General features: G+C 67.6%; 19 protein-coding genes. 8 read left to right on the top strand and 11 right to left on the bottom strand.

Annotated elements, in window-relative coordinates; translation table 11 throughout:
* The first annotated feature begins 10 nt into the window (after positions 1-10).
* Complete coding sequence (locus tag ABEA43_RS27640) at positions 11-1192, top strand: MFS transporter (RefSeq protein ID WP_345566251.1); 1182 nt, start codon at positions 11-13, stop codon at positions 1190-1192.
* Here ABEA43_RS27640 and ABEA43_RS27635 read toward each other — a convergent pair.
* The 6 genes from ABEA43_RS27635 to ABEA43_RS27610 all read right to left on the bottom strand — a co-directional run bounded on the left by ABEA43_RS27635 (position 1179) and on the right by ABEA43_RS27610 (position 5856).
* On the bottom strand, positions 1179-1964 hold the full coding sequence (locus ABEA43_RS27635) for a class I SAM-dependent methyltransferase (RefSeq protein ID WP_345566250.1): 786 nt from the start codon (positions 1962-1964) through the stop codon (positions 1179-1181). The genes ABEA43_RS27640 and ABEA43_RS27635 overlap by 14 nt on opposite strands.
* A gap of 44 nt (positions 1965-2008) precedes the next feature.
* Positions 2009-2941, bottom strand: a complete 933-nt coding sequence (locus ABEA43_RS27630) for an anti-sigma factor RsbA family regulatory protein (RefSeq protein ID WP_345566249.1) — start codon at positions 2939-2941, stop codon at positions 2009-2011.
* Positions 2938-3285: an STAS domain-containing protein gene (locus ABEA43_RS27625; protein WP_345566247.1), complete on the bottom strand. Its 348-nt coding sequence runs from the start codon at positions 3283-3285 to the stop codon at positions 2938-2940. Before ABEA43_RS27625 ends, ABEA43_RS27630 begins: the two co-directional genes overlap by 4 nt.
* Positions 3286-3504: 219 nt before the next feature.
* Positions 3505-4776, bottom strand: a complete 1272-nt coding sequence (locus tag ABEA43_RS27620) for a cytochrome P450 (RefSeq protein ID WP_345566246.1) — start codon at positions 4774-4776, stop codon at positions 3505-3507.
* A gap of 10 nt (positions 4777-4786) precedes the next feature.
* The gene (locus ABEA43_RS27615) at positions 4787-4978 is read right to left on the bottom strand and encodes a ferredoxin (protein ID WP_345566245.1); all 192 of its coding nucleotides are present in this window, start codon (positions 4976-4978) and stop codon (positions 4787-4789) included.
* Positions 4975-5856: a TetR/AcrR family transcriptional regulator gene (locus tag ABEA43_RS27610; RefSeq protein WP_345566242.1), complete on the bottom strand. Its 882-nt coding sequence runs from the start codon at positions 5854-5856 to the stop codon at positions 4975-4977. The genes ABEA43_RS27615 and ABEA43_RS27610 overlap by 4 nt, the downstream gene beginning before the upstream one ends.
* A 412-nt stretch (positions 5857-6268) precedes the next feature.
* Here ABEA43_RS27610 and ABEA43_RS27605 point away from each other — a divergent pair, with 412 nt between their 5' ends.
* A complete protein-coding gene (locus ABEA43_RS27605) occupies positions 6269-6835 on the top strand; it encodes a helix-turn-helix domain-containing protein (protein WP_345566240.1) in 567 nt (188 codons plus the stop codon).
* A gap of 321 nt (positions 6836-7156) precedes the next feature.
* Here the strand turns inward: ABEA43_RS27605 and ABEA43_RS27600 are convergent, their stop codons facing one another.
* Positions 7157-8839: a PucR family transcriptional regulator gene (locus ABEA43_RS27600; protein ID WP_345566238.1), complete on the bottom strand. Its 1683-nt coding sequence runs from the start codon at positions 8837-8839 to the stop codon at positions 7157-7159.
* Positions 8840-8958: 119 nt separating this feature from the next.
* Between ABEA43_RS27600 and ABEA43_RS27595 the strand changes: the two genes are divergently transcribed.
* The 5 genes from ABEA43_RS27595 (at position 8959) to ABEA43_RS27575 (ending at position 13711) form a co-directional block, all read left to right on the top strand.
* Positions 8959-10266, top strand: a complete 1308-nt coding sequence (locus ABEA43_RS27595; RefSeq protein ID WP_345566237.1) for an alpha-hydroxy acid oxidase — start codon at positions 8959-8961, stop codon at positions 10264-10266.
* Positions 10263-11186, top strand: a complete 924-nt coding sequence (locus ABEA43_RS27590; RefSeq protein ID WP_345566236.1) for an ABC transporter substrate-binding protein — start codon at positions 10263-10265, stop codon at positions 11184-11186. The genes ABEA43_RS27595 and ABEA43_RS27590 overlap by 4 nt, the downstream gene beginning before the upstream one ends.
* Before the next feature lie 2 nt (positions 11187-11188).
* Positions 11189-12130, top strand: a complete 942-nt coding sequence (locus tag ABEA43_RS27585) for an amino acid ABC transporter permease (protein WP_345566234.1) — start codon at positions 11189-11191, stop codon at positions 12128-12130.
* Positions 12127-12891 carry an amino acid ABC transporter ATP-binding protein gene (locus tag ABEA43_RS27580; protein WP_345566232.1) on the top strand — a complete coding sequence of 255 codons (765 nt, stop codon included), beginning with the start codon at positions 12127-12129 and terminating at the stop codon, positions 12889-12891. Before ABEA43_RS27585 ends, ABEA43_RS27580 begins: the two co-directional genes overlap by 4 nt.
* A 466-nt stretch (positions 12892-13357) precedes the next feature.
* Entirely contained in the window at positions 13358-13711 is a 354-nt protein-coding gene (locus ABEA43_RS27575; RefSeq protein WP_345566230.1) for a DoxX family protein, read from the top strand.
* Positions 13712-14012: 301 nt separating this feature from the next.
* On the opposite strand, the gene ABEA43_RS27570 is transcribed toward ABEA43_RS27575, so the two are convergent.
* Entirely contained in the window at positions 14013-14414 is a 402-nt protein-coding gene (locus ABEA43_RS27570; protein ID WP_345566228.1) for a nuclear transport factor 2 family protein, read from the bottom strand.
* Positions 14415-14944: 530 nt separating this feature from the next.
* Here ABEA43_RS27570 and ABEA43_RS27565 point away from each other — a divergent pair.
* Positions 14945-15373 (top strand): hypothetical protein, encoded by a 429-nt coding sequence (locus ABEA43_RS27565; RefSeq protein WP_345566226.1) that lies wholly within the window; start codon positions 14945-14947, stop codon positions 15371-15373.
* 25 nt (positions 15374-15398) lie between these two features.
* On the opposite strand, the gene ABEA43_RS27560 is transcribed toward ABEA43_RS27565, so the two are convergent.
* The 3 genes from ABEA43_RS27560 to ABEA43_RS27550 all read right to left on the bottom strand — a co-directional run bounded on the left by ABEA43_RS27560 (position 15399) and on the right by ABEA43_RS27550 (position 17945).
* Positions 15399-15755 carry a nuclear transport factor 2 family protein gene (locus ABEA43_RS27560; protein WP_345566223.1) on the bottom strand — a complete coding sequence of 119 codons (357 nt, stop codon included), beginning with the start codon at positions 15753-15755 and terminating at the stop codon, positions 15399-15401.
* A 262-nt stretch (positions 15756-16017) separates the two neighbouring features.
* Complete coding sequence (locus ABEA43_RS27555) at positions 16018-17238, bottom strand: ABC transporter permease (protein WP_345566221.1); 1221 nt, start codon at positions 17236-17238, stop codon at positions 16018-16020.
* On the bottom strand, positions 17238-17945 hold the full coding sequence (locus ABEA43_RS27550; protein WP_345566219.1) for an ABC transporter ATP-binding protein: 708 nt from the start codon (positions 17943-17945) through the stop codon (positions 17238-17240). The genes ABEA43_RS27555 and ABEA43_RS27550 overlap by 1 nt, the downstream gene beginning before the upstream one ends.
* Positions 17946-17953: the final 8 nt, after the last annotated feature.

Below are 17953 nucleotides of genomic sequence, written 5' to 3'. Positions count from 1 at the left end.
GCGTACCGGCATGAAGAAGAGCATCGTGGTGCCGGCCGTGCTCATGGTGAGCGTGTTCGTGGTCGGCACCTCCGAATATCTCATCGCGGGGCTGCTGCCGCAGGTCGCCGCCGATCTGCGGGTCTCCGTGCCCACGGCGGGCCAGGCGGTGACGGCGTACGCGCTGGGTGTCGTCATCGGCGGGCCGCTGGTGACGATCCTGACCGTGCGCCTGCCGCGCAAGGGGCTGGCGCTGGGCTTGCTGCTGCTGTTCAGCGCGGGCAACGCCATCTGCGCGCTGGCCGGGTCGTACGAGCTGCTGATCGCCGGGCGGGTCGTCGCCTCCCTGAGCCATGCCGCGTTCCTGACGCTGGCGTTGCTGCTGGTCACGCGCGTGGTCGAGCCGCGCCGCGCCGGCACCGCGATCGCCGCCGTGGGCTCGGGCTTCTCGGTGGCGACCCTGCTGGGCGTGCCCGTGGGCGTGCTGCTGGGCGAGGGCGCGGGCTGGCGGGCGCCGTTCGCCGTGCTGGCCGTGCTCACGCTCGTGGTCGCCGGGCTGCTCGCCGCCGTGCTGCCCCGGCAGGACGCGCCGGCCACCGGCGTACGGGCCGAGCTGCGCACGGTCGTCCGGCCGCGGGTGCTGCTGGTGATCGCGACCACGGCGGTCGGCCTGGCCGCGACCTCGACCGTGTTCACCTACCTCGCGCCCGCGCTGACCGGGATCACCGGGTTCACCCCGGCGGCGGTCTCCATCCTGCTGCTGGTCTATGGGGCCGGCAGCCTGGCGGGCGGCCTGATCGCGGGGCGCCTGGCCGACCGCTCGCTGGCCGTGACCGTCCGGGGCACGTTCGCCGGGCTGGCCGTGGTGCTGATGATCTTCCCGTTCGCGCTGCCGTGGCAGGCGTCCGCCGTGCTGGCGGTGCTCGCGTTCGGCCTGCTCACCTCGGCCACCACGCCGGTGCTGCAGAGCCTGGTGCTGCGGCACGCGGGTGACGCGCCGACGCTGGCGGTGTCGGTGAACGTGTGCGCGTTCAACATCGGCATCGCGGCCGGCTCGGCCCTCGGCGGCGGGCTGGTGGCCGTGGACGGGCTGCGCTGGCTCGGGTTCGCGGCGGCGGCGCTCAGCCTGGCCGCGCTCGCGATCAGCTACGCCGCCGTCCCCCGCCGCACGCCCGTGCCCGTCAGCGCGTCCCGTCTGGTCAGGGGTGGATGACGATCTCGAGGTATTCGAGGGGCATGAGCAGCGTCTCGTCGTCGGTGTTCAGCTCGCGGACGAGCTTGGTCAGATCGGCGGTGAGCGACTCCCGGCCCGCGGCGTCGAGGGCTTCCAGCGCCATCACCGTGGGCCCGTACGTCTCGCACCACGCCCGGACGTGCTCCTCCGGGCCGGCGAACCGCCACCACAGCTCGCGCGGCGCGGCCTCGATACGGGCCTCGGGCCCGAACAGCTCGCGCAGCCCCTCGATCGTCCCCCAGCGGCTCTCGGGCCTGGTGCCGGGCGGCGGGGCGACGTACTCGGTGTTGAGCGCGAGCATCCGCCCCATGTATCCGGACGGCGTCCAGCAGGCGAGCGCGATCCGGCCGCCCGGCCGCACCACCCGCAGCAGCTCGGCGGCGGCGCGCTCCTGGTCGCGGGCGAACATCACCCCGAACGTCGAGGTGACGAGGTCGTAGGCGTCGTCAGGGACCGGCAGCGCCTCGGCGTTCCCCTCGCGGAAGTCGATCTCCAGCGCCTCGGCCTCGGCCCGCCGCCTCGCGTGCGCCAGAAGCTCGGGCACCAGGTCCACGGCGGTGACCCGGGCGGCGCGCCGGGCCGCGGCGAGCGCCACGTTCCCGGTGCCGGTGGCCACGTCGAGGTGCGACTCCTCCGCGCGCAGCCGCGCGGCCTCGCACAGGAGCTCCGCGGCGAGCAGGAAGCGCGCGCCGACGAACCGGTAGTCGCCGACCGCCCAGGTTTTGCGTTGCAAGGTGTCCTGCTCGCTCATCAGGTCCTCTCCAATGATTCGTCTCCTGCATGCGTCGGCTGAGGTCAGGTGCGGGCCAGGTGGAGGCGGATCTGAGTGCCGTCGTCGTGCGTACGGATCTCCAGCAGCTCGCACAGCTGGCGCACGATCCACAGGCCGTGGCCGTGGCCCGCGGTGGGATCGGGCGGCAGGTAGCCGGGGTGCGGGAGCTCCATCCGGCCGGAGTCGGTGACGTCGCAGGTGACCGTGGTCTCGTCGGCCCACAGCAGGATCCGGCCGTGCCCGCCACCGTGCTGGACGGCGTTGCCCGCGACCTCGTTGACGGCCAGCACCAGCCGGTTGACCTCCTCAGCGTCCAGTCCGAGCTCGATCGCGTGCGCGCTCAGCCGCCGGCGCATCCGGTGCAGGTGGTCGTCGAAGGGGATCTCCATCACCGTGCCGAACGGCTCGGGCAGCGGCTGGTGGTCGATGGCGCAGGTGAAGGCGGCCGGGTCGGTGTAGGCGGGGCTGTGGAGCGTACCGGAGGCCGTCAGCACCGACGGGTGCGTACGCCGGGCGTCGGCGGTGATCCGCTCGGGCAGCGCCCGCTCGTCGTAGGGGCACACGACCCAGGCTGGGCTGCCCGCGAACGCGGCGTTGATCACCGACTCGTAGCGGGTCCACTCGGCCTCCGCCACCGCGTCGCGGCCGTCCCAGACGGGCTCGCCGATGATGCGCACGCGGTGGTGGAAGGGCTTGTGGGCGTCGACATACCGGTGGTACGCGGCCAGGGTCCGGCCGGGCGCGTCGTACCAGCTCAGGGCGGGCACGAAAGACACGTCGGCGGCGGCCCCGCCGAGCGCGCCGGCGAGCAGGGCGATGTTGGCCTCGGTGGTCACGGCCAGGATCTTGTCTCCGGCGGCCAGCCCGTCCAGGCAGAAACCGGTCAGCGGGGTCAGGAACGCCTGGTCGCTGTCGTAGAACAGCGCCTGGTGGAGCAGCTCGGGCGGCGTGTTCATGGGCGTCCAGCCTTCTCCAGAACCAGGCCGAAGGAGCCGTCCCACCCCGCGAGGCGGACGACCTTGGCCATCGCGGGGGCCAGGTGGCGGACCCGCAGACGCCGGCCATCGGGCAGGGACAGGGCGACCCGCACGAGCTCGCGCAGCCCCGCCACGTCGATGAACTCCACATCCGCCATGTCCACGACGACATCACCTTCCTGGCCGATGGCGCACTCGAGAGCCGCGTGCCAGGCCCGGCCGGTCACCCGGTCGATCGAGCCTTCCAGGTGCAGCGTCAGGCTCCCGTCATCGGCGAGCACGGGGAAGACGCACAGCGATCCGTCATGGAACAGGGCATCCATTCGCGTGTCCTCCGGGCGATCTGCTCCGGTGGAAGCCCGGGCCCGATCATCGGCTTCGACCTGACGCACCGATGAATCTGGGGCAACCTCCGGAACGGTCGGGTGTGCCACGCCGGGCCGACGGCTCCTGACAGGGAGACCCTACCGCGTTCGCATGTCATGAAATATGGCGAAAATCGAAGAATTCTGTCTCCCTAGCCTCCAGCCCCTCATTAGCGGTCAGCGGACGCGCAGCGGCAGCGTACGCGGCCCGCGGACCTGACCCGCCGCCCAGGTCACCGCCGCCGGGTCGGCGAGGGTGAAGTCCGGGATCCGCTCCAGCCAGACCTCCAGGGCCACCCGCAGCTCCATGCGCGCGAGGTGCGAGCCGACGCAGCGATGGATGCCCAGCCCGAACGCGGCGTGCCGGTTGACCTCGCGATCGATGACGATCTCGGCCGCCCGGTCGAAGTGCGCGGGATCGCGGTTGGCGGCCGGGAACGACAGCAGGATCCAGTCCTCGGACTTCATCTCCACGCCGTTCCAGTGCATGTCCTCCTTGACCAGCCGGGCCATGGTGACCGGCGCGTACGCCCTGAGCAGCTCCTCCATCGCGGTCGGCAACAGGCCGGGCTCGGCCACCAGCCGCTCGCGGTCGCCGGGCGTCTTGGCCAGGTGCCACAGGGACGCGCCGATCGCGCTCCACGTGGTGTCGATGCCGGCGATGAGCAGCAGCGCCATCGTGCCGGCCACGTGGGAGGGCTCCAGCTTGTGCCCGCCGAGCTCGGCCTCGATCAGGTAGGTCGTCAGGTCGTCGCGCGGGTGGTCGATGTGGTCGCGGATCTGCGCGAGCAGATAGTTGAACAACTCCTCCGAGCTCGCCAGGCGTTCCTCCGGGGGCAGGTTGATGCCTTCGAGCGCGTTCTCGATGAACGTGCGGAAGCTCGGCCCGTCCTCGGGCGGGAAGCCGAGCATGTCGGCGATGACCCGCATGGGGATGTGCTGGGCGTAGTCGTGCGCGGCGTCGACGACGTCCTTCCCCTCCATCGCGTCGATGAGCGCGTGGCAGAACGCCCTGGTGGCCTCCTCCCGCTTGGCGACCGCGTTCTTGGTGAAGGCGGGCAGCAGCAGCTTGCGCGCGTGGTGGTGGAAGGGCGGGTCGGAGGAGATCGGCGGCACGCCGCCCACCGGCGCCAGCTCCTTCGGCGGCCGGAAATTGCTCATGATGATCGCCCGCGAGGAGAAGTGCTCGGTGTCGTAGGCGATGGCCGCGACGTCCTCGTAGCGGGTCGGCAGCCACGCGCCGCCGAACCGCTCGGTGTGCGCGATCGGGCAGCTCTGCCGCAGCTCGTCCTGGATCGGGTACGGATCGGCCGCCCACTCGGGCTCGGCGTGGGAGAAGTCGGTCGCCCAGTCCGAGACCGGCCCGGTGACGATCTCGTTGCGGGTGCCGAGTGGCCGGTCCTTCTGCCCTTCCTGGAAGTCCCGGTTGAAGCGGTCATCGACGGTCATGTCACGCCTCCTAGAGGGTCTCGATCGCGCGTTCCGGGCAGTTGGAGATCGCCAACCGCGCCGCACGCTCCTGGTCCTGCGGCACGATGCCGTCGCCGACGACCTGCCCGTAGCCTTCGTCGTCCTCGCTGAACAGGTCGGGAGCCAGGTCGTAGCAGCGGCCGTGCCCCTGGCAGCGCCCTGAGTCGATCTGCACCTTCACTGGGGTGCTCCCCTCTGTGCCGTGGTGTCGGTGTCGTCGATGTCACTGGCCTGCTCGCCCTGCTCGCCCTGCTCGCCCTGCTCGCCCTGCTCGCCCTGCTCGCCCTGCTCGGGCTGGCCGGCCGGGTCGGGCTGGCCGGCCGGGTCGGGCTGGCCGGCCGGGTCGGGCTGGCCGGCCGGGTCGGGCTGGCCGGCCGGGTCGGGCTGGCCGGCCGGGTCGGGCTGGTCGGGCTGGTCGGCCTGGTCGGGCTGGTCGGGCTGCACGGGCGCGGCGTCGCCAGGGTGGCTGGGGACGCCAGGCGCCAGGGCGCCGACCACGCGGGCGAGCAGCGCGGTCCACTCCCCGTCGTCCACCGCGCGCAGGGCCGGCGTCACCAGCGCGCTGCCCATCGCCAGCAGGAGGCAGAAGTGGGCGACCGCGTCCGGCGACAGCGCGGGATCGATCTCGTCCGCCGCCTGGGCGACGCGTACGAGCGCGGCGAGCCAGTCGGCGCGCTCACCGGAGTAGTCACGCATGGCACGCGCGACCTCCTCGTCCCGGCGGGCCGCGACCATCGCCTCGACGATGAGGTGCCCGCACGCCTCACGCCGGCGAGGCAGCCGCCGGCCGACGACGACGAGCAGGTCCGCGATCGACCGGTCGGGATCAGCGGCGAACAGCGTGGCCAGCAACCGCGGCCCATGCGCCCGCAACGCGGCCACGAGCAACTCGGCCTTGGACCCGAAGTGCGCGTACAGCGCGCCGTTGCTCACCCCGGCGGCCGCGGCGATGTCGCTCACCCGAGTGCCGTCGTACCCGCGCGCAGCGAACACCTCGGCGGCTGCCTGCAACAGCCGCTCCCGGGTCTCGGCGGCGGTGACGCCTGCGATACGCCCCATGAATGAATTAAAAAAGCGTTCATTTGATACGTCAAGAGCTCCCCGGCACCGACCTGTCTGTCTGGCGGCCTTGAAGACGACAGTCCGTCGCGGCAACTGGAAGCGGACATGGAAGCGCGCAATCGAAGTTGACAGTAGCGACATGTACGGCAGGAGGTTCGGCCCGGGATGGCGGCGGTCTTGCCACGGCGGCTGCCGCTACGACCCCTGGGCCGGCACCCTCTGGCACGAATACTGCGACGACTACCACCCCACCGCGGTAACCCAGCAAACCACCGCAGCTGTCCGGGCATCCCTGAAGCGAGTACGGACATAACAGTTGATCTTCAGCTCCCGCACGCCACCACCGCGCGATTTCAAGATCCAGTAGACCTCTTGAGCCTTCTCAGGGGCTGGTCTTACCGTCGTGACCATGCAACAGATCGATGACCTGGACGTGCTCAAGGTTTTGACCAGCCGGTTTCGGATGAAGCTCTTCAGCCTCCTGTTCCGGATTGGCCCGGTCACGGTGAGCGAGCTCGCCAGGCGGATGGATGCTGACCCTGGCCAAGTGAGCTATCACCTGCGGCGGATGCAGAAGCATGGCTTGATCGAGGACGTGCCGGAGCTCGCCCGGGACAGCCGGGAACGCTGGGTGCGGGCATCTATGGGCGGGTTTGCAGTGGTGAATCTTGAAACCCCGGAAGCCAGAGCCGTGGTGCGGGAGTGGAATTCACAGTGGGTGATCGACCAGTTCGAGCGGCTGCGCGACTTCGAACGCACGCACATGACGCTTCCCAAGGAATGGCAGGACGCGTCCTTCGGAAGCAGCCGCCACCTACGGCTCACCCAGGATGAGCTCGCGCAGCTCGCCGACCAACTCAACGCTGTGCTGGAGCCGTGGCGCGAGCTGACTAAGTCGCGGGTCGAATCGAGCGAGGCTCTGCCAGATACACGCGCAGTCTTTCTCTTCTACCACGCGTTCCCCGAAGAACCCTGAGGAGCCTTCCATGTCTTACATGCACGAGGAGTGGGGTCGCGCCTACCTCGCTGAACAGCAAGCCGAGGCCGAACGATTACGCCTGATCCCGCCGCACTCACGCAAGCGCGTTCTTCTACACCTCCGCGGTCGGTTCGCAGTCACCCTCCGCCGCCTCGCCGACCACCTCGAACCTGCCGGGCAGTCCTGAGGTCGCCGGCTGGCCCACTGATGCCGGGAGGCTCCGGCGTGCCTGGCCCCGGGGCATCCGAGGGCCGCACGTTACTGCGCAAACGCTTAACGATCTTCGGCTGAGATGTATCTGTCGTCCGTTCGCCCTGGCTAGGAAGGGCCGGACAGCTCAGAGATGGACAAGCGCAGCCACGCCCAGAGTCTTGAGTTCGGATCTTCCAGATCCAGTTCGAACTCCTCTGCCAGTCGCGTCATCCGGTAGCGCACGGTGTTGTTGTGTACTTGCAAGCTCGCAGCCATCGCGGAGATGTTCGTGTTGTGGACGAAGTACGCGAGCAGCGTCGGCAGGTAGTCAGTGCCGTGCTCCTGGTCATGTCGTCTGAGACGGTCGATTCCATCGTCGAAGTGCAGGCCGGCATCGGCGACGAAGTGACCGATCTTCAACAGGCTGAGCGGGACCCTGTGATCTTCGTACATCCCGGAGATATGTTGGGCGTCAGGCCATGCGCCACGCCTGTGCAGCTTGCCCAAGTAGTGCAGCGTCGCCAACGCCTCGTCCTTGGACTGCGCCACCTGCTCGACCTTCGGCGCGATGCTGCCAACGGAGGCGATGAGAGGACCCGATGTGATGGTATTCGCGTAGGTGCAGATCTCCTCGATCACCCGCCGTTGCGTTGCTCTGGGGTTCGCACCGTCGGCGGGCAGCAAGGCGTAGACCACCGAGTCGATGACCGCACTGTGGCTTGTTCCGAACTGGACATTGCAGATGGTCGTGATCAGATGCAGCAGACGTCGGACCTCCCGAACGGCGTCGAGGTTTCCGCGCTCGGGCCGAACGATGCTGAATGCGGCGACCGCGATCTCGTGGGCGACATCCAGCCCCAGTTGGGCGGCTGCGAAGGGGGCGCTGGGCGGATCGTCCACGAGCGTGCGGATCAGATCGCTGCTACGCCGTTGACCAAAGTCAGATTCTGAACGCGCATTGAGCATATGCAAACCCGCCAGGTCGCCCATCCTGTCCAGGGCCTGCAGCGCGTCCGCCCGCTTCTCATCGCCGGGGTCGATGACCCAGATGGACCCCAGCAGTTCGCCGCCTGCCCGCACTGCCAACGCGAGTCGGTCCATCCCCGCGTAGGGGGAGGGCATGACCAATGCGTTGTTAGAGGCGTAGACCCTTTTGAAGCCCGGGTCGAATGCGGGGGGCTCGGGCTCCTGCAGGGTCAGGGTAGTAAGGCGCCGGATCTCGTCGATCGGCTGTCCGGGCAACGTCGAGTAGCCGACGACATTGCCGAACGTGTCCACGATGCTCGCTGCGCCATCGGTGATCGATGCGATGGCGTTGGCGAATGCGTACAGGTCACCGAGCCGGACCCCTGACACGGTGTCGACTGCAGCTCCTACGACGGCAGACCTCGCGAGGGCGGCCAGACGGGCCCAGTCGGCGTCGTGGGGGGCGACCAGCATCGCCATGCTGTACCTGTCGGCGGTTGAGCCCAGGAGTGCGAGGTTTGCGCCATACGCCTTCACCACGACGGCCGCGGCGTTTCCCGCGGAAGCTCGCTGCAGGAATGTATCGAACTCAGGCGAGCCGTAGGTGCAGCCGACCGCGAGGATGATGCGCCCGTCCAGGCTCGTCCAGTCGTCGGCGGGGTCGTAGAGCATCACGTCAGTGACGGGCCGCTCCGTGGTGTCCGAGCGGGGGTTGGCGTGTACGAGGTCGGACTGCATGAGTCTCACGCAGTCGGCCAGGCGAACGATCGATGTCGCTCCGTCAGAGTCGTGCGTCACGCTGACCGTCGTCGACTGTCGCGGATGCAACCCACCGTCAGCCATGAGCTTGGACGCTATCACAAGCATTGTGCGCAAATTCTGGACGTTTTCACATTTACCTTGGATGTGACGAAAGTCATTGTTGGGGCGTGCCAATCCCACACTCGCCAGAGAGGTACCACGTGAAGTTCAAGGACTTGCGGACCCTGGCCTCGGTACAGGCCCCCGCCAGGTCCGTCTCCGAGCGGCTCAAGAGGAGCTGCTTCAGTGTCGAAGACGTCCGCCGCATGGCGGCCCGCCGGCTCCCCAAGAGCATCTTCGACTACATGGAAGGTGGAGGAGAGGACGAGGCCTCGCTGCGGCGCAACCAGGAGGCCTACTCCGACTGGTCGTTCGTCCCGAGGTGGGGCTCTGTCGCGAACCTCGACGTCAGCAGTTCGTTGCTCGGCGGACCGGCTTCCATGCCCCTGTACCTCACACCCACCGGTGGTACTCGCCTGTTTCACCCCGAAGGCGAGATCGCAGTGGCCCTGGCAGCACAAAAGGCAGGCCTGCCCTTCGGACTCGCGGGCCTGAGCAATACACCCATGGAGGCCGTCAGCGCTGCTGCGCCCTCGTTGCGCCGGTTCTTCAACTTCTCCCTCACGACCGACAAGGGCCTGCTCCAGGCGCTCGTCGACCGGGCAGCGAGCGCCGGCTACGAAGGTCTGATCATCAACGTGGACTGCCGGGCGATCGGGCACCGCGAGCGCGACTACCACAATGGATTCACGGCTCCGCCGTCGATCCGAGGCAAGATCGTCCTCGAAGGGGCGCTGCACCCTCGATGGGCCCTGCGCTTCTTGGCCAATGACGCGATCGCCTTCCCCAATCTGAGCGGCGAGGTCTCGACCGGCCCGCTCACGAGCACGCCGGACATGTGGCGCTCACTCCTCGCCGGCAGTTACGAGCCGACCGACTGGAGGGACATCGAGGACCTGCGCGAGCGGTGGCGCGGTCCCATCATCGTCAAGGGCTGTGTCAGCGCCGATGACGCCCTGGTCGCCGCTGGAATCGGCATCGACGCCGTCCAGGTGAGCAACCATGGCGGCCGCCAGCTCGACCACATGGCCGCACCGCTGGACGTCTTGCCCGAGATCGTCGACAAGGCCGCAGGCCGCGTGGAAATCATCGTCGACGGTGGCATTCGTCGCGGCACCGATGTGGTGAAGGCCCTCGCGCTCGGGGCTGATGCCTGCGCCATCGGCCGGCCCTACCTCTACGGCGTGGCGGCCGCCGGGCGGCCCGGCGTGGAGCACGTCCTCAACCTGTTTCGCGCCGAAATCACCAGAACGATGATGCTCCTCGGCGTCACAAGCATCAAGGAACTGCGGGCCCGAGGCAGGGACCTGCTGCGACACCGTAGCGACGCACTCGGCCCCCAGGCACGCCCCCCAAGCACCCACTTAGGTCCGCCATGCGGCGCCAAGCACAATGGAAGTCCCAGATGAACAACCTCTTCACCATCAAGCGCCCTAGTCGCCTCCGGGCCGTCGTGGCCACGGCCGTCGTGCCGCCCCTCCTCGCCTTGCTCGCAGCCTGCGGTTCAGGTACCGGCGACAATGCGCCGGTGCCGGCGTCGGCGCCGGCCATGGCTGTCGACTCGAAGGCTGCGGGACTGCTGCCCGACTCGATCAAGTCCAGCAAGGTCCTTCGGGTCGCCATCCCCACCAACGAGCCTCCCACGCAGTACTACAAGGAGGGTACGAAAGAGATGACGGGGATCAACCCCGACATCGCTCGCCTCATCGGTGACGCGCTGGGCGTGGAGGTACAGATCGAGGTGGCCAACTTCGACTCCATCATTCCGGGGCTCGCGGCCGGCCGATACGACATGACGGTCTCGTCGATGACCCCCACCGCTGAGCGGATGAAGGTCCTCAACTTCGTCGACTACCTCTCCATCGGCAACTCCATCGCTGTCGCGAAGGGCAATCCGGTCGGCGTCAAGGACGAGCACGGCTTGTGCGGGAAGCGGGTCGGTTTCCTTACCGCTTCCTACCAGCTGACGACCCACGTTCCCGAGTACAACAAGGAGTGCACCGGCAAAGGCGAGAAGGACATCGCCACGTACCAGTACCAGGACACTCGTCAGGCCATCTCTGCCCTCACGAGCGGACGACTCGATGCGGTGCTGGCCGACTCGCCGATCATGGGCTATGCGGCGACGCAGAACCCGCAGATCGAGGTGGTCGCCAACTATGGCGTGGACCCCGTCGGTGTGGGCGTGCCGAAGTCCTCGGGCCTGATCGATGCAGTCGGTCCTGCCGTGGCCGCCGCGATCAAGAGCGAGGGATACGCAAAGGTGCTCAGCACGTACGGCATCGAAAGCGCAGCAATCACCGACGCTCGCGTCAACTTTGCTCAGTAGTGATGCCTGACATGCAGGAACAGCCCAGGTCCCCAGGAACGGTCACTCCCGATGCGGCAGTTCGTGGTGCCACGGACGAGGCGACCACGGTGGTGCCGCTCAAGCACAACGTCCGGCTGGCCGCAGCAATCGTGCTGCTTGTCGTGGCAGCAGCTGTCGCCTTCAGCGTGGCGACCAACGAGAACTACCGATGGGGGGTCGTTCGCTCCTACCTGTTCAACGATCAGATTCTGGCCGGAGTCGGCCTTACGCTCCTGCTGACCTTGATCTCCATGACAGCCGGCATCCTCCTGGGCACGGTCCTGGCGATTCTGCGTCGCTCAGCCAACCCCATCGTCAGCACGCTGAGTCGCGGCTACATCTGGTTCTTCCGTGGTACACCGCTGTTGGTGCAACTGATCTTCTGGTACAACATCGCCGCGCTGTACCCCACCATCAGCATGGGAGTCCCCTTCGGGGGGCCTTCGATCGAGATCGCCTCAGCCAACCAGCTCATCAGCCCGCTCGGGGCGGCCCTCCTAGGCCTCTCACTCAACGAGGCTGCGTACATGGCGGAGATCATCCGAGGTGGAATCGGATCGGTCGACCGCGGTCAGACCGAAGCCGCACGAGCTCTGGGGATGAGCAACGGCAAATTGATGCGGCGCATCGTGCTACCCCAGGCGATGCGGGTCGTGCTACCCCCGACGGGCAATCAAGTCATCTCGATGCTCAAGGGCACCTCGCTGGTCAGCGTGCTCGCAATCTCCGACCTGCTCTACTCCGCGCAGATCATCTACGCGGCGAACTATCAGACGATCCCGCTGCTCATCGTCGCCAGTCTCTGGTACCTGCTCTTGACGACGATCTTGTCCTTCTTCCAGAACAAGATCGAGCGCCGCTACGGCCGCGGATTCGACACGCCACCACGGCGGGTCCGCCACAAGACGAGGACGGCATCATGAGCACCGCGATGGTGGCAGCCCAGAACGTTCGAAAGAACCTAGGCTCCACGGAGATCCTCAAGGGCATCAACCTCGAAGTGGCCAAAGGTTCGGTTACCTGTCTGATCGGGCCGTCGGGTTCGGGCAAGACGACCTTCCTGCGATGCATCAATCACCTGGAGAAGGTCGATGCCGGGCGGCTCTACGTCGACGGGCAGCTCGTTGGCTACACCGAGCGCAACGGGAAGCTCTACGAGAAGAAGGAGCGCGAGACCGCGAAGTCGAGACTCAGCGTCGGCATGGTCTTCCAGCGCTTCAACCTGTTCCCGCACATGACTGTGCTCGCGAACGTCGTAGAGGCGCCGATTCAGGTGCAGCGTCGTCCCCGCCAGGAGATCACCGCCGAGGCTCAGACGCTTTTGGACAGGGTGGGGCTCGGGCACCGCGGCGACGCGTACCCCCAAGAACTTTCCGGTGGCCAGCAGCAACGGATTGCCATCGCCCGGGCACTGGCCATGAAGCCGAATCTCATGCTGTTCGACGAGCCCACCTCGGCTCTGGACCCCGAGCTGGTGGGGGAGGTCCTCGACGTAATGCGCGACCTCGCCGAGGCCGGTATGACCATGGTCGTAGTCACCCACGAGCTGGGCTTCGCCAAGCAGGTCTGTGACCAAGTGGTATTCATGGACGACGGCGTCGTCGTCGAGAGCGGCCCACCCAAAGAATTGCTCGACCGCCCTCAGCACGAACGGACTCAGGCCTTCTTGTCCAAGGTGCTCTAGCCAGTTCAACGGATGGACAATGCACCTCCAGACCTCGCGGATGAACCGGCCGATCGCGGCGTCGAGGGTCAGCTTGGCTTGGGCGGCGCGGTCCTTGCTGCCCTTGGGGGCGTAGCCGGGCAGGTGGGCCAGACCCATCTGGTTCATGGTCTCCATGAACCGTTCGATCTTGCCGTGGCCGTGCGGCCGGCCCTTCTTGCTGAACATCGGCCGCACGCGCAGATCGGCCACCACCTGACGCGGGACACCGTCGCCCGGCCCGAGGCGAGAACGCCTTCGTCAGGTGGGCGAGGGCGATCGTTATCCAGGGTTCTCCAGCGAACCGCCTGGTCAGCTGCATGTGAGCAGTAAGTAACGTAGGCAAGTCACCAGCCGTGGCCGGCATCGCCTCACATGTCCGGCAGCTGTTTCGTCGAACTAGTCAGACAGGCCGCAAGGCCGAAGTAACGACCATCATGGAGGGCTCATGTTCGCCGCGTACGCGACGATCATCATCTTCGCCTCGCTGCTGTTCGGTAGCGCGGCCGTCATCTATCTGATCGGTCACGAATTTCCGAAGGCCCAGCTGGACATGAAGCGCCTGCCGCGATCGTGGGGACCCGTCCTGGGCGCGATGCTGGCGTTGGGCTCATTGGGATTGCTGGGCGGATTCGCCATCCCCATGCTGGGGACTCTGGCTGCCTACAGCCTCGTGCTGTACTTCGCCGGCGCGCTCCTTGCGCACCTGCGAGTGGGGTCCCGCAAGCTTGGAAACTGGGCCTTGTTCTTCGCCACCGCGGTGGCTGCACTGGGCGCGAACCTGCTCTACCACTGGTGGTGATCCCTGGAGACGGGAGTGAGAAGTCGGGACCGCCCGACCCTGCTCAGTTCTCGGCAGGGTAGTGATGGCAGGCCGGCTTCGAATTCGGCGGACATGGCCGGCATGGCGAAGATCATCTCGGACTGGGGATCATACGTGCACCCACCATGGGCGAGCCCGCGAGCCCGTCGGGCTTGGGCATCACGAGGATGTGGCGGGCACGGACGGCTGCCAGGACGGTAAGTTCCGGCCACATGGCTCCGGAGATCCCGGCCCTTTGCCGCCGGAACTTACAAGCGGGACGTGACCGGTCGAGCTCCTGTCACGAGCTTTCGTCAGGCCCGAATGTCTCCGTGACCAACTGGGTGTCCATGTACTCACGGACCTCCTGGACGAGCCCGTCCTGGAATCGGAAGACCCAGCAGTAGTTGTTGTCATACCTGCGACCGTCGGCCAACGCGTTATATCCCGAGTGTTCCACCACCACGAAGTCACCGTCGCCGTGGATATAGTGCGTCTCACTGCTCGACGACGGGCTGAGCGTTTCCCTTGCTCCTCCGAACAGGGTGTCCACCACCAGCTGTTTGCCCTCAATTGTCCGGGACCACTGGTTGACCCCCATCCAGCGCCAGGTGACGTCCTCGGCCATTGCGTCGAAAAGCGGTCCTACCCGGCCCTGCGCCATCGAGCTCATGATGTCGCGCATGCGTTCCTTGGGATCCATGGGCCGACACGGTATCGACCCAAGGGGAACCGCCGCAAAACAACGCGCGCCCGACTGTATGCGATCTGCCACCGTGAGTGAGCGGTTCGGCGGCCGGACCAGAGCGGACACGGCGACATCTACTTCGTCCGCGGACTCGACGAGTATGTGGTGCTTCGTCGGGGCGCGGACGAGGACATGCGGCTCATCACGGACAGACAATGGCGGTGATGCGACATGCCTACGCCGCCCGGCACCGCCTTGCCTACATCGCCGACGGCGAATACCTCACCGACATCGACCCGGCCTTTCCCAGAAGAAGGCACGGCGCGGACCTGACCGGCTCAATCAACACCTTCGTGAGCTCGGCATTGATCCGGCTTCCGATGACCGCATCGAGAACTCCATCCCGGCGGCCCTGGAACTTGCCGGTCGGACCACCAAAGTCATGGTTCCCCCACAGCACCTGTGCCACCCTGCCCTTGGCGCCGCCATACCCGTGGCCTACTGAGCGCCTTGACCATCTTTCGTGATCTCGGCACCATGCCGACATGAGTGTCGGCCTGATCATCGCGATGCCTCTCCGCCAGTGGGGGCTCATCGACGCGTCCATGGACAATGACGCCAGCGTCGAAACGGTGAACGGCAATCGTCGCCGGGCCGATCTTGCGCGCAGTATCCGACGAGCCGGTTGGGATCAGATCGCGAATTGGACGCCCGGCGTTCCCGGGTCCGGTTCGTGGCCGCCGCCGGACGAGATCGTGAAACCCAAGCTCACGACCGCTCAATGGCTTTTCACGATCGACGTCCTCGAATGCTGGGCCGCAGCCGCCGATCGCACTGGGCGTCACGAAGCCGCCGCCCAAGAACGCGAGCTCCAAAAACTGATCCTCTTCCGGCTTCAAGCGCACGGAGTCCGGCTCCCTAGAGCCTGCGCGGGCAACGCTGGGCCAGAACAACCACGAACTTCGCAGTCATAGCCTTCGCTCGAGGGGCCTGAAGAGATCAGCTCGCTGTGGTTGCCTGAGACCACACGGCCTGCCAGCGTCCCTCGCGCAGCTCGTAGCAATCGGTGTGCCAGCAGGTGAAGGACAGCAGGTCTCCGTGATTCGCGGAGACGTCGATCCGCGCCCGGTACCGCAGGATGGCCATCTGGTCGCTGCTGCGTACGACGATGTCCGAGACAGCCTCGAACACCTGGTAGCCAAGTTGTCCCGAAGCGATTTCGCCCAGGTACTCCGCCTTCGACAGAGCAATGCCGCGCGGAGTGATCAGCTGATAGTCGTCCGCGTGCAGGACGTCTGCGGTTTCCATGTCTCCCGTGACCAGGGAACGCAGGCGCTGCCGCTCGATGTCACGCATCGCCTCGGCATGTGGCCTCATCCCGCCTCGTTTCTCCGCCTTGTCGGCGTCCTCCGCGCCGAACGATCAGGATTCTATGGTCATGCGGCAGATCGCTGTCAGCCCGCTGGAGTTGTGTCGTTTCGCCTGGCAGACCGGGCCGCTCGAATGCCGCCCAAATGACGAATGGCGGCATCGGCCCGCATCGGCGACCGTGCGACGCCGTGAAGAACTCAAGCCCAGCTGTCCGGAAAGCGCAGGGCGGATCACCTGGCTGGGCCAATCAGGGCGTGGACAGGGCCTCTGTCGGCGACAGGCGGGAGGCGCGGATGGCCGGGTAGAGGCCGGCGAGGGCGCCGATGAGCAGCGTCGCGGCCAGGCCGCCCATCGTGGCCCAGGCCGGGACGACCGAGGGCCAGCCGCTGTACAGCGCGTAGCCCGTCGTCACTCCCGTCCCCAGCAGGATGCCGCCGGTGCCGCCCAGGGCGGACAGGAGCAGGGATTCGGCCAGGAACTGGGTTCTGATCTGTCCCCTCGTCGCCCCGAGTGAGCGGCGCAGGCCGATCTCCGCGCGGCGTTCCAGCACCGAGATGACCATCGTGTTGGCCACGCCGACCCCGCCCACGAGCAGCGCGACCGCGCCTACGCCGAGGAGCAGGTTGGCGAAGGCCTGGCTGGTGGCCTGCTTGGCGGCCAGGGCGTCGGACGGGCGGGCGACGTCGACCTCGTTCGGCGCCTCCGGGTTGGCGGTGCCGGCCAGGACCTGGCGTACGGACTCCAGCTTGGCCTCCTCCGCGCGGGTGTAGAGCGTGGTCGGGTGCCCGTCGAAGCCGAGTCGCTGCTCCGCCACCGGCCAGCCGATCATGACCCCGCTGTCCAGCTCCGCGGCCAGCGCCACGGGCTCCAGGATGCCGACGACCGAGAAGCGGATGCCGCCGACGACGATCTGGGTGTCGACGGTGACCGAGCCGATGCCGAGCCGCTGGGCGGTGGACGCGCCGATCACGGCGGCCGGGTAGCGTTCGGTGGCGGCGTCGAGCCAGGTACCGCTGCTCAGGGTCGCACCGACCGTGGCGGGCAGGTCGAGGCGGGCGGCGTAGGTGTTGATGCCGTTCGTCTGGGCCTCGGGGATCTGCTCCGTGCGGTAGACCTTGGCGTCGGCGACCTTGCCGATCGACGAGGCCGACTCGACCGGCCCGATCCGCTCGATCATGGCTTCGGCGTCCGTCGGCATCGTGGCCTGCTCGCCCGTGAGCGTGTTGCCCGCGGAGATGGTGAGCAGGTTCGTGCCCAGTGCGGAGAGCTGGCGGTCGAGCTCGGCGCCCGAGGAGGACGAGAGCCCGACCACGGCGACCATGGCCGCGATGCCGATGGCGATGCCCAGCGCGGACAGGAACGCCCGCAGCGGCCGGGTGCGCAGGCCGACCGCGCCGACCCGCATCACGTCCCGCGGCCGCATTCTGGCTGGAGCCAGCTTGGGCCGCTCCAGCTCGATGACGGCCATCACGTCACCCCGGATTCGATGGGTTCGGGCCAGGACTCGGAGCCGGCCACGGAGTCGGAGATGATCTTGCCGTCGCGCATGCTCACCTGACGGGGCAGGCTGGCGGCGATCTCCCGGTCGTGGGTGATGATCACGATGGTGGTGCCGGCGGCGTTCAGCTCGTGCAGCAGGTTCATCACGCCGCTGCCCGAGACCGAGTCCAGGGCGCCGGTCGGCTCGTCGGCCAGGAGCAGCGGCGGGTCGCCCGCCACCGCCCTGGCGATGGCCACGCGCTGCCGTTCGCCGCCGGACAGCTCGTGCGGCTCGTGGTCCATCCGGTGCCCGAGCCCCACCCGCTCCAGCGCCGCCGCCGCGCGACGGCGGCGCTCCTGCCTGCTCAGGCCCGTGTAGATCAGGCCGTCGGACACGTTGTCCAGCGCCGGGACCTTCCCGGCCAGGTGGAAGGACTGGAAGACGAACCCGATCGTGGTGGCCCGCAGCGCCGAGAGCTGGTTGTCCGACAGCTTCGAGACGTCGTAGCCGTCGATCTGAATGGTTCCTGACGACGGGCGATCCAGGGTGCCGACGACGTTCAGCATGGTCGACTTGCCCGAACCGGACGGGCCGACGATGGCGACGAGCTCGCCGTGCGCGATCCGCAGCGACACCGACCTGAGCGCCGCCACCCCGCCCGGGTACGTCCTCGACACGTCCGTGAGAGCGATCATGGGGTACG

The sequence above is a fragment of the Nonomuraea rosea genome, assembly GCF_039539705.1.
GTDB lineage: Bacteria > Actinomycetota > Actinomycetes > Streptosporangiales > Streptosporangiaceae > Nonomuraea > Nonomuraea rosea.
This window is presented reverse-complemented; position numbering and strand designations above follow the sequence as displayed.